Raw genomic sequence first — 13283 nt, forward strand, 5'->3', positions numbered from 1 at the left:
AGCTGCAGCATGTCCCAGAATTCCTTCAGCCTGGCTGAACTGATGATCGTCGCCGCCAGTGAAGCCTGGCGCGACAACGGCGAGTTGCTGGCTTCGGGCCTTGGCATTATTCCGCGCATTGGCGCGGGCCTGGCCAAGCTTAGCCACAGCCCCGAACTGTTGATGACCGACAGCGAAGCCTTCCTGGTCGAAGAGCCGATCCCGGTCGGCCCGCGTGGCGACTATGTGCCCAAGTACTCGGGCTACATGCCATTCGAACGTATTTTCGAGTGTGTTTGGCACGGTCGTCGGCACGCCATGATCGGCCCGACCCAGATCGACCGCTGGGCCCAGACCAACCTCTCGGTGGTCGGTGATTATCAAAAGCCGAAAGTGGCCATGCTGGGTGTGCGCGGCTTGCCGGGCAACAGCATCAACCACCTGAACTCGTTCTTTGTCCCTAACCACAACAAGCGCGTGTTTGTTGAAGGCGAAGTGGACATGGTCAGCGGCGTCGGCTTCAAGGCCGAGCGTTGGCAAGAAGGCATGCGCCGCGATTTCATGGGCGTTGGCCGCGTGGTTACCGACCTGTGTGTGATGGACTTCAACGGCCCAGACCACGCCCCGCGTGTGCTGTCGCTGCACCCGGGCGTGGACTTTGACACCGTGCAGGCGCGCACCGGTTTCGAGCTGCTCAAGGCCCCTGGCCTGGGCGAGACCGCACACCCTACCGACGAGCAACTGGCACTGATCCGCCGCCTGGACCCGCACAACCTGCGCAGCAAGCAGCTCAAGGGCGACCCGGCCGGTATTCGCACGCCAGAGCAGGTAAGCGCATGAGCCATGACGCCGAATTTGTCAGCCGCAAGGACAGCTCGGTCTATGAGACCGACGAGCCGGTGTTGTACCGGGTCGAGGACGGCGTAGCGATCCTGACCCTGAGCCGCCCGCAGTTCAACAACGTGCAGAATTCGCAGATGACCTACGCGCTGGACGCCTGCTTTCGGCGTGCCATCGACGATGACCAAGTCAAGGTCATCGTGCTGGGTGCGGTCGGCAAGCACTTCAGTGCCGGCCACGACATCGGCACCCCGGGCCGCGATGTGAACAAGTCCTTCGAGCGCACGGGGCTGTGGTGGGACCACAGCAACAAGCCCGGTGGAGAGTTCCTCTATGCCCGCGAGCAAGAGGTCTATCTGAACATGTGCCGCCGCTGGCGCGAGATGCCCAAGCCGACCATCGCCATGGTCCAGGGCGCTTGCGTGGCGGGTGGGCTGATGCTGGCCTGGGTCTGCGACCTGATCGTCGCCAGCGACGATGCGTTTTTCCAGGACCCCGTCGTGCGCATGGGCATTCCCGGCGTCGAGTATTTCGCTCACGCCTTCGAGATGCACCCGCGCATTGCCAAGGAATTTTTGATGCTCGGCGACCGCATGCCGGCCTCGCGCGCTTATGAGCTGGGCATGGTCAACCGCGTGGTTGCCCGCGATCAGCTTGAAAGCAGCACGCTGGACATCGCCCGGCGCATCGGCGCACAACCGCGCATGGGCCTGGCCTTGACCAAGCAGGCGGTCAACCATATCGAAGACTTGCAGGGCAAGCGCACCGGTATGGACGCAGCCTTCGCCTGGCACCACTTCGCCCACGTGCACAACGAACAAGTCAGCGGCGACAAGCTCGGCGGCTTCGACGGCAAGGCCATGGCCGCTGCCAACAAAGCCCAGGCGGGCGAGGGCGGTCGATCATGAGCAGCCTGTTGCAGACGCCACTGACCGAAGCCCTGGGCTGCCGTTTGCCGGTGGTGCAGACCGCCATGGGCTGGGTCGCCGACGCGCACCTGGTCGCGGCCACGACCCGTGCCGGGGGCTTCGGCTTCCTGGCCGGCGCGACCATCGCGGCCGAACAGCTGGAAGCGCAGATCCAAAAAGTGATCGACGCCACCGGCGGCAGCCAGTTTGGCTTGAATTTCCATATGTTCCAGGAAAACGCCGCCCAGTGCGTTGACCTGGCGATTAAATACAAGCTGCGTGCCGTGAGTTACGGCCGCGGTCCGGACAAAGCCACCATTGCCCGTTTCAAAAAGGCAGGCGTGCTGTGTATCCCCACCGTTGGCGCGCTCAAGCATGCGATCAAGGCTGTGGAGCTGGGCGCCGACATGATCACCTTGCAAGGCGGTGAAGGCGGCGGCCATACCGGTGGCGTACCCACGACCATCCTCTTGCCACAAGTGCTCAATGCCGTGCAGGTGCCGGTGATTGCGGCCGGTGGTTATGCCTGCGGTCGCGGCCTGGCCTCGGCGCTGGCAGCCGGTGCCAGCGGTATCGCCATGGGCACGCGCTTTATGATGACCAGCGATTCACCGACCCCGCGGGCCACCCTGGCGCGCTACCTGGCTGTCAATGACCCGCAGAAGATTCGCGTGACGACCGCTGTCGACGGCATGCGCCACCGCATGATCGACAATCCCTTTATCCAACGCCTGGAAAGTGCCAGCCCGTTGGGCCGTCTGTGGTTGGCCCTGTGCAGCGCACGACGCTGGCAGGCGCAAACGGGCATGAGCACCACGCACATGTTCAAGACCCTGATCAAGGCGATCAAGGAAGACCCAGCCAGCCTTTCGCAAGTGGTCATGGCCGCCAACCAGCCCGTGCTGCTGCAGCACTCGATGGTCGAAGGCCGCCCCGACGAGGGCATTTTGCCCAGCGGGCAGGTCGCCGCCGCCATCGATTCTTTGCTCAGCTGCCAAGTATTGCTCGACCAGATTGCAGCCGAGGCCGAAGCCTGCCTGCAACAGCTTATTGCGCGTGCCCACGCGTCCACCATCAGCAAATTGGGGAGAGCCCAGGCATGAACAGCGCATTCAATGTGAAATGTGAAAACGGGATCGCCGAACTGGTCCTCGACAAACCGCCGGTCAACGCCCTGGACAGCCGTGAATGGCTGGCCCTGGGTGCGGCCATCGACGCCCTGGGTAAAGACCCGGAAGTACGGGTGGTGATCATCCGCGCTGAAGGCCGTGGCTTCTGCGCAGGCGTCGATATCAAGGAACTGGACGCCCACCCTGAGCGCATCGTCAAGGTCAACGCCGGCAACTACGCCACCTTCAAGGCTATCCACCGTTGCCCGGTACCAGTGATTGTCGCTGTGCACGGTTTTGTACTGGGTGGCGGTATCGGCATGACCGGCGCTGCCGACATCGTCGTCGCCTCTACTTGCGCGCGCTTCGCCTTGCCGGAAGTCGACCGTGGCGCCATGGGCGGCGGCGCGCACTTGCAGCGCCTGTTCCCGGTGCAGAAAGTTCGCTACCTGTTCTTTACCGGCGCCCCGATCAGCGCCCCGGACGCCATGCAGTACGGCTTTATCGAGCGCCTGGTGGACAAGACCGAGCTGGCCAGCACTGCCCGTGAAATCGCCACGGCCATCGCTGCCAAGAGCCCGGCCATGATCCGCATCGCCAAAGAAGCCCTGAACGGCATCGAAGACGGCAACCTGGAAGACAAATACCGCTGGGAGCAAGGCTTCACCCTTGAAGCCTACACCCAGGAAGACTCGGCCGAGACCCGTCGCGCTTTTGTTGAAAAGCGCGACGCTTCTTTTTAAGCGCCACCTTCTGAGAACCACGCCATGCAATTGACCTATACCGACAAACAGAAGGCGTTCCGCACTCATGTGCGTGACTGGCTCAAGGCCAACGCGCCGACCGAACCACTGGCCAGTTATGACACCCGCGAAGGCTTCGAGCAGCACCGGGCCTGGGAGCGCAAGCTGTATGACAGCCGCCTGTCGATGGTCATGTGGCCCGATCACTTGGGCGGTCGCGGCTGCGACTTGACCGAGTGGCTGATTTTTGAAGAGGAATACTACGGCGCTGGCGCACCGTTTCGCGTCAACCAGAACGGCCAGTTGCTGCTCGGCTCGACCCTGATGGAGTTCGGCACCGAGGAGCAGAAGCAGCACTTCCTGCCGCGCATCGCTTCCAGCGAAGACATGTGGGCCCAGGGCTGGTCGGAACCGGGTGCTGGCTCCGACATGGCAGCGATCCGCAGCAAGGCCACGCGCGACGGCGATGAATACGTCATCAACGGCCAGAAAACCTGGTCGACCCGCGCCACCTTTGCCGACTGGGTATTTGGCCTGTTCCGTTCCGACCCTGACAGCAGCCGTCACCACGGCCTGAGCTTCCTGATGGTGCCGCTCAACACGCCCGGTGTGACCGTGCGGTCGATCAAGGCGCTGAACGGCAAGGACGCTTTTGCCGAAGTGTTTTTCGACGATGTGCGCGTACCGGTCACTAACCGCATTGGCGATGAAGGCCAGGGCTGGCATGTGGCAATGGCCACGGCGGGCTTTGAACGCGGCCTGTTGCTGCGCTCGCCAGCACGCTTCCAACAGACCGCCCGGCGCCTGGTGGCGCTGTACAAGGCCAACCCTGAAGCGGCGCGCCAAGACCCGGGCCTGCGCGATGCCGTGATCGAAAGCTGGATGGGCGCCCAGGCGTATGCCTGCTCGTCCTACCACACCGTGGGGCTGCTCGGAAAAGGCAACAAGATCGGCGCCGAGTCGAGCATCAACAAGGTGATCTGGTCGGAGCTGGACCTGAAGATGCACGAGACCGCCATGCGCATTCTCGGCGCACGCGGCGAACTGCGCGGCAATGCCCCCGAGGCGGTCGAGCACGGCCAGTGGCTGGAAGGTTTCCTGTTTGCCCAGGCCGGGCCGATCTACGCCGGCACCAACGAAATCCAGCGCAACATCATCGCCGAGCGGATGCTTGGCCTGCCTAGAGATTGAGGGGGCGACCATGGACTTTACCTTTACCGATGACCAACTCGCCTTTCGCGAGGCCATCAGCCGTTTTCTGATGACCGAAGCGCCCCCGGAAATGCTCCGCGAACTCTGGGAAACCGAAGAGGGTCGCTCGCCGGAACTGCGCCGCAAGATGGCCGAGCAAGGCTTGACCGCACTGTCGGTGCCTGAAGCACAAGGCGGCCTGGGCATGGATGACATTGCCTGGTCGCAGCTGACCCAGGAGCTGGGTTATTACGCCATCCCCGACTCCATGGCCGACACCGCTTATGTCGCCACAGGCTTGCTCACCAGCCTGCCGGAAGGCACTGCCCAGCGCGAAGCGCTGCTGGCTCGGATCGCCGAAGGCACGGTGCGTATCGCGGTCGGCCACCCGGTCAACCCGATGGTGGCCGATGTGCACCTGGCTGACCTGGTGTTGCTGGAACATGAAGGCGCCGTACACGCGGTGCCGGGCCAGGCCCTGGACACCGAACGCAATGCCAGTATCGACAGTTCCCGTCGTTTGAGCCGCGTGCACTGGAATCCCGACGCCAGTACCTTGCTGGTCGACGGCAAAGTGGGCAAAGGGCTCTGGGCCGACACCCTCAACCGTGGCGCCCTGGCTGTAGCCGGGCAGAGCCTGGGCCTGGCCCAGCGCATGCTGGACCTGTCCATCGACTACGCCGTGCAGCGCAAGCAGTTCGGCAAGGCCATCGGCAGCTTCCAGGCCATCAAGCACCACCTGGCCGACGTGGCCAGCCGCATCGAATTTGCCAAGCCCGTGCTGTACCGCGCTGCCCATGCCCTGGCCAAGGGCGAGGCCACTCGCGACCTGCATGTGTCCCACGCCAAGCTGGCCTGCTGCGAAGCGGCCTGGTTGGCGGCCCGGCACGGTATCCAGGTGCATGGCGCCATGGGGTACACCTGGGAGGTTGACCTGCAGATGTTCATGAAGCGTGCCTGGGCACTGGATTCGTCCTGGGGTGATCGTGCCCTGCACAAATCGCGAGTGGCCAGCGCCATCCTCGCCGACGACGCGGCCATCGGCCCGTCCCACACTTTCGAGGACTGAACCATGGCCCAAGCCTATATCGTTGATGCCCTGCGCAGCCCGACCGGCAAGCGCAAGGGCGCATTGGCCGATGTCCACGCCATTGACCTGGGCGCCCATGTGCTCAAGGCGCTGGTGGAGCGCAACGGCATCCCGAGCGAAGACTATGACGACGTGATTTTCGGTTGCGTCGACACCATCGGCTCTCAGGCCGGCGACATCGCCCGCAGCAGTTGGTTGGCCGCAGGCCTTGCGCTGAATGTGCCGGGCACCACGGTGGATCGCCAGTGCGGCTCGTCCCAGCAGGCCCTGCACTTTGCTGCTCAGGCGGTGATGAGCGGCACTCAGGATGTGATCGCCGTCGGCGGCGTGCAAACCATGACCCGCATTCCGATCGCCTCGGCCATGCTGGCCGGCCAGCCGCTGGGCTTCCCTGACCCGTTCAGCGGCAGCAAAGGCTGGCAGGCGCGCTTTGGCAACCAGCCGGTCAACCAGTTCTACGCTGCCCAGCGCATCGCCGATCACTGGAACATCAGCCGTGCGGCCATGGAAGCCTATGCGCTGGAAAGCCATGAGCGTGCGCTGCGGGCCATGGCCCAAGGCCGTTTCGAGCGTGAGATCGTGTCGTTCGAAGGCCTGTCGATGGATGAAACACCGCGCCAGAGCAGCCTTGAAAAAATGGCCAGCCTGGAGCCGGTGGACCCTGCGTACCCGTCGATCACTGCGGCGGTTTCAAGCTCCACCTGTGACGCTTCGGCCGCCTTGCTGGTGGTGTCGGAAGCGGCGCTCAAGCGCTACGGCCTGACGCCGCGAGCACGCATCCACCACCTGAGCGTGCTGGCTGACGACCCGATCTGGCACCTGACTGCACCGATCCCGGCGACCCGCGCAGCCCTGAAAAAAGCTGGCATGCGCCTGGCCGACATCGACCGCGTGGAAATCAACGAAGCCTTCGCCTCGGTGGTGATGGCCTGGCAGCAAGAGCTGGACTACGACCCAGCGCGCACCAACGTCAATGGCGGCGCCATCGCGATGGGCCACCCGTTGGGCGCCACCGGCGCGCGGCTGATGACCACCTTGCTCCATGAGCTGGAACACAGCGGCGGCCGCTATGGCCTGCAGACCATGTGCGAAGGCGGCGGCCAGGCCAACGTCACCATCATCGAACGCCTTTGACCCTGTAGGAGCAAGGCTTGCCTGCGATGGCGTCGCCGCGATTGTCAGATAGTCCGCGGCGACGCCATCGCAGGCAAGCCTGGCTCCTACCAGCCGACCGAATCAGGAGTAAGTATGGGAATTCTTAACCAACGCGTGTTCATCATCACCGGCGCCGGTGGCGGCCTGGGGGCAGCCCACGCCCGCGTATTCGCGGCCGAAGGCGCCTGCGTGCTGGTCAATGACATCAATCGCGACGCAGCCGAGGCGGTGGTCGACCAGATCCTCTCCGCTGGCGGCCAGGCGGCGGTCAACACCAGCAACATCACCGACTACGCCGACAGTGCCCTGGCCGTGCGCCAGGCCATCGACACCTGGGGTGCGCTGCACGGCGTGGTCAACAACGCCGGCATCAACCGCGACCGCATGTTCGCGTCGATGACCGAAGCTGACTGGGACGCGATCATGGCCGTGCACCTGAAGGGGCACTTCTGCATCAGCTCCCATGCCGTGCATTACTGGCGCGACCTGTCCAAGGCCGGGCAGGCGGTGGACGCTCGCATCATCAACACCACCTCCGGTGCCGGCCTGCAAGGCTCCATCGGCCAGTCCAACTATGCCGCCGCCAAGGCAGGCATCGCTGCGCTGACCCTGAACCAGGCTGCTGAACTGGCGCGCTACGGCATCACCGCCAACGCGGTAGCACCGGCCGCGCGCACCGGCATGACCACCGCGGTCGAGGCCATGGCCACGCGCATGGCCAAGCCTGATGGTGACGCGTTCGATTACTGGGCGCCAGAAAACGTCTCGTCGTTGTTGGCCTGGCTGGGTTCCAGCGCGGCGGCCGGCGTGACCGGGCGCGTGTTCGAGTCTGAAGGCGGGCGTATCTCCATCGCCGACGGCTGGCGCACCACCGCGGGCGTCGACAAGGGCGACCGCTGGCAGCCGGCCGAAGTCGGTGAGGCGATCCAGTCCCTGCTGGCCACCGAAGTGGCGGCGCAGAAGGTCTACGGCAGCTAAGCCAGGAGCACTGAGCATGGAGTTTTGCTTCAGCGAAGAACAGCAACTGATCCGCGACAGCGCGGCAGCCTTTTTCAGTGAAGTGTCGACGCCCGCCGCTGTTCGCGCAGCGATGGCCAGTGACAGCGGTCACGACGAAAAGGCCTGGCAGCGCTTGTGCCAAGAGCTGGGTTGCCAGGCCATCACCATCCCCGAGGCGCTAGGCGGCTTGGGGTTGGGCTATGTGGAACTGGCGATTGTGCTGGAGCAGATGGGCCGCACCCTGTGGTGCTCGCCATTCTTTGCCACGGTGTGCCTGGCCGTGCCGGCCTTGTTGTTGGCAGCTGACGCTGAGCAACGGCAGCGTTACCTGCCGGCAATCGCCGCCGGCGAACTGACCGCGACCCTGGCCTGGACCGGGCCACAGGCCGCGCGGGCGGGTGGGCAGTGGGGGATTGAATCCGTCGGTGCCACGTGCCAGCCAGTGGCCGGGGGTTACCAACTCGACGGCTGCCTGCGCTATGTGATCGACGGCCACAACGCCAAGCTTTTGCTGGTGGCGGCGCGTGACGAGCAGGGCATTTCACTCTTCGCCCTGGACGCCGATCACCCCGGTATCGAACGGCGCTGGACGCCGGGCATGGACCAGACCCGGCGCCAGGGCGAGATCCACCTTGACCAGGTAATCGTCCCCGCCAGCCAGCGCCTCGGTGCCGAAGGCGAGGCCTGGCCGGTGCTGGAACAAGTCATAGCCCTGGCCAAGATCGCCGTGGCCGCCGAGCAGTTGGGCGTTGCCCGCCGCACGCTCGAACTGAGCGTCGATTACCTGCAACAGCGCGAGCAGTTCGGCCGCCCGTTGTCGGGTTTTCAGGCCCTCAAGCACAAGGCGGCCGACATGCTGCTCAAGTGCGAGCTGAGCCACTCGGCAGTGTATTACGCCGCCTGTGTCGCCCAGGAAGGGATGGACGAATTGCTCGAAGCCGCTGCCATGGCCAAGGCCACGACCAGCGATGCAGCGTTCTTCAATGCGGGCAGCGCCATTCAACTGCACGGTGGCGTCGGTTTTACCTGGGAATACGATGTGCAGCTGTATTTCAAGCGTGCCAAGGCCAGCGAGCTCTACCTGGGCAATGGCGCGCAGCAACGCGAACAGATCGCCCGACTGCTGCTGGATGAACGCCCATGAAACTGACCTTCAGTACTGAAGACGAAGCCTTTCGCAAGGAAGTCGCCGACTGGTTGCAAGCCAATCTCAGCGGCGAGTTTGCCGAGTTGCGCTTTCGTGGTGGCCCGGGTGATGAACATATGTTTGCCGCCGAGCGTCGCCAGTGGGAGCGCAAGCTGGCTGAAGGCGGCTGGACCTGTGTCGGCTGGCCGCGCGAGCACGGCGGTCGGGGTGCGAGCATCGCCCAGCAAGTGATCTTTTTCGAAGAATACGCCCGCGCCGGTGCGCCGGGCCGGGTCGGGCATATCGGTGAAGGCTTGGCCGGCCCAACCATCGCCGCGTTTGGCAGTGAAGCGCAACGCCAGCGTTATCTGCCTGGCATCATCCAGGGCACCGAACTGTGGTGTCAGGGCTATTCGGAACCGGGCGCAGGTTCTGACCTTGCCAACGTCAAGACCCGTGCCCAGCTAGACCCGGCCACCGGCCAGTGGTCAATCAAGGGCCAGAAAGTCTGGACCTCGCTGGCCCATGAAGCCGAGTGGTGTTTTGTGCTGGCCCGCTGCGAAGCAGGGTCGGTGGCGCACAAGGGCCTGGGTTTTTTCCTGGTGCCGATGCACCAGAATGGCGTGACGGTGCGGCCGATCGAGCAGATGACCGGCACCTCGGAATTCAATGAAGTGTTTTTTGATGACGCCCAGGCAAGCGACTTGATCGGTTTGCCGGGCGATGGCTGGAAAATCGCCATGGCCCTGCTCGGTTTCGAGCGCGGGGTCTCGACCCTGGGCCAGCAGATGGCCTTCCAGAACGAGCTGGATGAAATCATCCGCATTGCCAAAGCCAACGGCGCGGCGAGCGACCCGGCCTTGCGCCAGCGCATCGCAGAGGCCCATACGGGGCTGCGCCTGATGCGCTACAACGCCCTGCGCATGCTTAACGCCAAGGCGGGCGATGAGCAGGCGGCGCTGGTCTACAAGCTGCACTGGGCCAGCTGGCACCGCCATCTGGGCGCCCTGGCAATGGATGTGCTTGGCCCTGAAGCCGAGCTGCTCCAAGCTGCGCCCTATCAGCTGACGCGTCTGCAGTCGCTGTTTCTATTTAGCCGTGCAGACACCCTGTACGGCGGCACCAACCAAATTCAACGTAACCTGATTGCCGAGCGCGGGCTCGGCATGCCCAAGCAATCCAAAGGCCGCTAACCATGACTATTGATCTGAAACGCCCTGAATATGTAGACGGCCACGGCCTGCTGGTTGGCAAGTCGGTATTGATCACCGCCGCAGCCGGTGCTGGCATCGGTTATGCCGCTGCCAAAAAAGCCATTGAAGAAGGCTGCCGCGGCATCGTTATCAGCGATATCCACGAAGGCCGCCTGCAAGCGTCGGTCGAGGCGCTCAAGGCCGAAACCGGCAAAGTGTCGGTGTGGGGAAAGGTCTGCAACGTCGCCGATGAAGACCAGGTGCAAGCGCTGATCGACTTTGCCGAAGACCGCCTGCAAGGCATCGATGTGCTGATCAACAACGCAGGCCTGGGCACCACCTGCGCGCTGATCGACATGCAAGACAGCGAGTGGAGCAAAGTCCTCGACGTGACCCTGACCGGCACCATGCGCATGACTCGCTACATGCTGCGGGTGATGAAGGCTCGTGGCAAGGGCGGCGCCATCGTCAACAACGCCTCGGTACTGGGCTGGCGCGCGCAGAAAGAACAGGCCCATTACGCCGCCGCCAAGGCCGGTGTGATGGCCCTGACGCGCTGCAGCGCACTGGAAGCCGCCGAATTCAATGTGCGTATCAATGCGGTGGCGCCATCGTTGGTGCTGCACCCGATGCTGCGCAAGTCGGCGCCTGAAGCGCTGCTTGAAGAGCTGGAAGCCAAAGAAGCCTTCGGCCGCGCCGCCGAAGCCTGGGAAGTGGCCAACGTGATGGTCTTCTTGGCCAGCGACTACGCCTCCTACATGACCGGCGAAATCCTGCCGGTCAGCTCCCAGCAAGCGTGAGGGCCGAACCATGACTCAGGTCTTTTCCACCGCTGCGCAACTGCGCGATGCCGTCGGCATGACGCTGGGCGCCACCGACTGGCTGGTGATCGAACAACCCCGCGTGGACTTGTTTGCCGACGCCACGGGCGACCACCAATGGATTCATGTGGACCCGGTTCGCGCAGCCGATGGGCCGTTTGGCGGCTGCATTGCCCACGGCTACCTGACCCTGGCGCTGGTCAATTACTTTCTGCCGCAACTGATGCGCGTGGACAACCTGCTGATGGGCGTCAACTACGGCTGCGACCGGGTGCGTTTCCCCGCGCCAGTGCCGGTGGGCTCACGGGTGCGCGGGGTGGGTGAAATCACCGCCGTCGAGACCCAGGCCAATGGCGGCTTGCAAGTGGTGGTGCGCGTCAGCATCGAAATTGAAGGCGCCCAGCGCCCGGGCTGTGTGGTCGACACCATCAGCCGCTACACCTTCAACCCAGAGTCCTGAGGATATTTCCATGAAAGAAGCCGTTATCGTCTCTACCGCGCGCACTGCGCTGGCCAAATCCTTCCGGGGCTCTTTCAACGATACCGAAGCCCCCGTGCTGGGTGGCCATGTGGTGCGCAGCGTGGTTGAACGCGCAGGCGTAGACCCGAGCGAGATCGATGATGTGATTATGGGCGCCGCTGTGCAGCAGGGCACCCAGGCCTACAACATCGGCCGCTTGAGCGCCTACACTGCAGGCTTGCCGACCAGCGTGCCGGGCATGGCCCTGGACCGCATGTGCGCCTCGGGCCTGATCGCCATCGGCCACGCGGCCAAGGGCATCATCACGGGCGACCTGAACATCGCCGTGGCCGGTGGCGTCGAGTCCCTGTCGCTGACCCAGAACAAGTACAAGAACACCTACCGCGCCCAATCGAAAGCGGTGCTGGAGCAGATGCCCAGCGCCTATATCCCGATGCTCGAAACCGCCGAAATCGTTTCGCGCCGCTACAACGTCAGCCGTCTGGCCCAGGACGAGTACGCCCTGCAAAGCCAGCTGCGCACCGCCGCGGCGCAACAGGCTGGGCTGTTTGGCGAAGAAATCGTGCCGCTGACTGTGCAGCAACTGCAGTTCGACAAAGAAGGCAACCCGGCCGGGCACAAACAGGTGATTGCCGGCATCGATGAATGCAACCGCGCCAGCACCACCCTGGAAGGGCTGCAGAGCCTCAAGCCGGTCTGGAAAGACGGCCAGTGGGTAGAGCAGGGCGAGTTCATCACCGCCGGCAACGCTTCGCAGTTCTCCGACGGTGCCGCCGCTTGCCTGCTGATGAGCGCCGACGAGGCACGCCATCGTGGCCTGACCCCGCTGGGCACCTATCGCGGCATCGCCGTAGCCGGCTGCGCCCCTGAAGAAATGGGCATCGGCCCACTGGTGGCGGTGCCTAAGCTGCTGGAGCGCTTCAACCTGCGAGTGTCGGATATCGACCTGTGGGAAATCAACGAAGCCTTTGCCTGCCAGGTCTTGCATTGCCGTGACGCCCTGGGCATCGCCAACGATCGCCTGAACGTCAACGGCGGCGCCATCTCCATTGGCCACCCGTTCGGCATGAGCGGCGCCCGCATGGTCGGCCATGCCTTGCTCGAAGGCCGTCGCCGTGGGGCGCGCTATGTCGTCATCTCCATGTGCATCGGTGGCGGCATGGGCGCGGCGGGGTTGTTCGAGTTGTAATCACCCGCAGCATAGCGGTGGCTTCATCGCAGGCAAGCCTGGCTCCTACAACGGTGGTACACCGCCAATCTGGTAGGAGCTGAGCTTGCTCGCGAGGCGCCATGCCTGACACACCGCGGTGGCTTCATCGCAGGCAAGCCTGGCTCCTACAACGGTGGTACACCGCCAATCTGGTAGGAGCTGAGCTTGCTCGCGAGGCGCCATGCCTGACACACCGCGGTGGCTTTATCGCAGCATAGGTATCTACACATCTTTTGGTGTACTGCATTTCGTAGCAGTGGACGAGTAGAACGAGGCCACGTCCGGCTGCGCAGCAGTCGTAAAACCTGGCACTTCAGTATTCAGATACACCGCGAGTACAGGCTTTGCGAGGACTACGTCCCCGGACCTGGCCTCGCTGAACTCGTCTACTGCTACGAATGTAGCCGCTGACGAGGTACGAGGCTGCGATCGGCAGCG

General features: G+C 63.9%; 13 protein-coding genes. All 13 read left to right on the forward strand.

Annotated elements, in window-relative coordinates; all coding sequences use genetic code 11:
• Positions 1–9 precede the first annotated feature (9 nt).
• Positions 10–819: a CoA-transferase subunit beta gene (locus AC3IX4_RS09675; RefSeq protein WP_489260321.1), complete on the forward strand. Its 810-nt coding sequence runs from the start codon at positions 10–12 to the stop codon at positions 817–819.
• A complete protein-coding gene (locus AC3IX4_RS09680) occupies positions 816–1727 on the forward strand; it encodes an enoyl-CoA hydratase (protein ID WP_489260322.1) in 912 nt (303 codons plus the stop codon). The genes AC3IX4_RS09675 and AC3IX4_RS09680 overlap by 4 nt, the downstream gene beginning before the upstream one ends.
• Positions 1724–2830 carry an NAD(P)H-dependent flavin oxidoreductase gene (locus AC3IX4_RS09685; protein WP_489260323.1) on the forward strand — a complete coding sequence of 369 codons (1107 nt, stop codon included), beginning with the start codon at positions 1724–1726 and terminating at the stop codon, positions 2828–2830. Before AC3IX4_RS09680 ends, AC3IX4_RS09685 begins: the two co-directional genes overlap by 4 nt.
• Positions 2827–3579: an enoyl-CoA hydratase family protein gene (locus tag AC3IX4_RS09690; protein WP_489260324.1), complete on the forward strand. Its 753-nt coding sequence runs from the start codon at positions 2827–2829 to the stop codon at positions 3577–3579. Before AC3IX4_RS09685 ends, AC3IX4_RS09690 begins: the two co-directional genes overlap by 4 nt.
• A gap of 24 nt (positions 3580–3603) precedes the next feature.
• Entirely contained in the window at positions 3604–4770 is a 1167-nt protein-coding gene (locus AC3IX4_RS09695; RefSeq protein WP_489260325.1) for an acyl-CoA dehydrogenase family protein, read from the forward strand.
• Between the two features lie 10 nt (positions 4771–4780).
• On the forward strand, positions 4781–5839 hold the full coding sequence (locus AC3IX4_RS09700; RefSeq protein WP_489260326.1) for an acyl-CoA dehydrogenase family protein: 1059 nt from the start codon (positions 4781–4783) through the stop codon (positions 5837–5839).
• Between the two features lie 3 nt (positions 5840–5842).
• Positions 5843–6994 carry an acetyl-CoA C-acetyltransferase gene (locus AC3IX4_RS09705; protein WP_489260327.1) on the forward strand — a complete coding sequence of 384 codons (1152 nt, stop codon included), beginning with the start codon at positions 5843–5845 and terminating at the stop codon, positions 6992–6994.
• A gap of 114 nt (positions 6995–7108) precedes the next feature.
• On the forward strand, positions 7109–7993 hold the full coding sequence (locus AC3IX4_RS09710) for an SDR family oxidoreductase (RefSeq protein ID WP_489260328.1): 885 nt from the start codon (positions 7109–7111) through the stop codon (positions 7991–7993).
• 16 nt (positions 7994–8009) lie between these two features.
• Positions 8010–9158, forward strand: a complete 1149-nt coding sequence (locus AC3IX4_RS09715; protein ID WP_489260329.1) for an acyl-CoA dehydrogenase family protein — start codon at positions 8010–8012, stop codon at positions 9156–9158.
• The gene (locus AC3IX4_RS09720) at positions 9155–10333 is read left to right on the forward strand and encodes an acyl-CoA dehydrogenase family protein (RefSeq protein WP_489260330.1); all 1179 of its coding nucleotides are present in this window, start codon (positions 9155–9157) and stop codon (positions 10331–10333) included. The genes AC3IX4_RS09715 and AC3IX4_RS09720 overlap by 4 nt, the downstream gene beginning before the upstream one ends.
• 2 nt (positions 10334–10335) lie before the next feature.
• Positions 10336–11133, forward strand: coding sequence for an SDR family oxidoreductase (locus AC3IX4_RS09725; RefSeq protein ID WP_489260331.1), 798 nt, complete (start codon positions 10336–10338; stop codon positions 11131–11133).
• Positions 11134–11143: 10 nt separating this feature from the next.
• Positions 11144–11614, forward strand: coding sequence for a MaoC family dehydratase (locus AC3IX4_RS09730; RefSeq protein ID WP_489260332.1), 471 nt, complete (start codon positions 11144–11146; stop codon positions 11612–11614).
• Between the two features lie 10 nt (positions 11615–11624).
• Entirely contained in the window at positions 11625–12824 is a 1200-nt protein-coding gene (locus tag AC3IX4_RS09735; protein ID WP_489260333.1) for an acetyl-CoA C-acyltransferase, read from the forward strand.
• Positions 12825–13283 lie beyond the last annotated feature (459 nt).

It is taken from the genome of Pseudomonas sp. KH_021, assembly GCF_057838865.1.

Excerpts from the sequence above, each read along its gene's own strand:
- AC3IX4_RS09735 (WP_489260333.1), top strand. The coding sequence starts at position 11,625 with ATGAAAGAAGCCGTTATCGTCTCTACCGCGCGCACTGCGCTGGCCAAA.
- AC3IX4_RS09675 (WP_489260321.1), top strand. The coding sequence starts at position 10 with ATGTCCCAGAATTCCTTCAGCCTGGCTGAACTGATGATCGTCGCCGCC.
- AC3IX4_RS09725 (WP_489260331.1), top strand. The coding sequence starts at position 10,336 with ATGACTATTGATCTGAAACGCCCTGAATATGTAGACGGCCACGGCCTG.
- AC3IX4_RS09690 (WP_489260324.1), top strand. The coding sequence starts at position 2,827 with ATGAACAGCGCATTCAATGTGAAATGTGAAAACGGGATCGCCGAACTG.
- AC3IX4_RS09685 (WP_489260323.1), top strand. The coding sequence starts at position 1,724 with ATGAGCAGCCTGTTGCAGACGCCACTGACCGAAGCCCTGGGCTGCCGT.
- AC3IX4_RS09715 (WP_489260329.1), top strand. The coding sequence starts at position 8,010 with ATGGAGTTTTGCTTCAGCGAAGAACAGCAACTGATCCGCGACAGCGCG.
- AC3IX4_RS09730 (WP_489260332.1), top strand. The coding sequence starts at position 11,144 with ATGACTCAGGTCTTTTCCACCGCTGCGCAACTGCGCGATGCCGTCGGC.
- AC3IX4_RS09720 (WP_489260330.1), top strand. The coding sequence starts at position 9,155 with ATGAAACTGACCTTCAGTACTGAAGACGAAGCCTTTCGCAAGGAAGTC.
- AC3IX4_RS09710 (WP_489260328.1), top strand. The coding sequence starts at position 7,109 with ATGGGAATTCTTAACCAACGCGTGTTCATCATCACCGGCGCCGGTGGC.
- AC3IX4_RS09680 (WP_489260322.1), top strand. The coding sequence starts at position 816 with ATGAGCCATGACGCCGAATTTGTCAGCCGCAAGGACAGCTCGGTCTAT.
- AC3IX4_RS09705 (WP_489260327.1), top strand. The coding sequence starts at position 5,843 with ATGGCCCAAGCCTATATCGTTGATGCCCTGCGCAGCCCGACCGGCAAG.
- AC3IX4_RS09695 (WP_489260325.1), top strand. The coding sequence starts at position 3,604 with ATGCAATTGACCTATACCGACAAACAGAAGGCGTTCCGCACTCATGTG.
- AC3IX4_RS09700 (WP_489260326.1), top strand. The coding sequence starts at position 4,781 with ATGGACTTTACCTTTACCGATGACCAACTCGCCTTTCGCGAGGCCATC.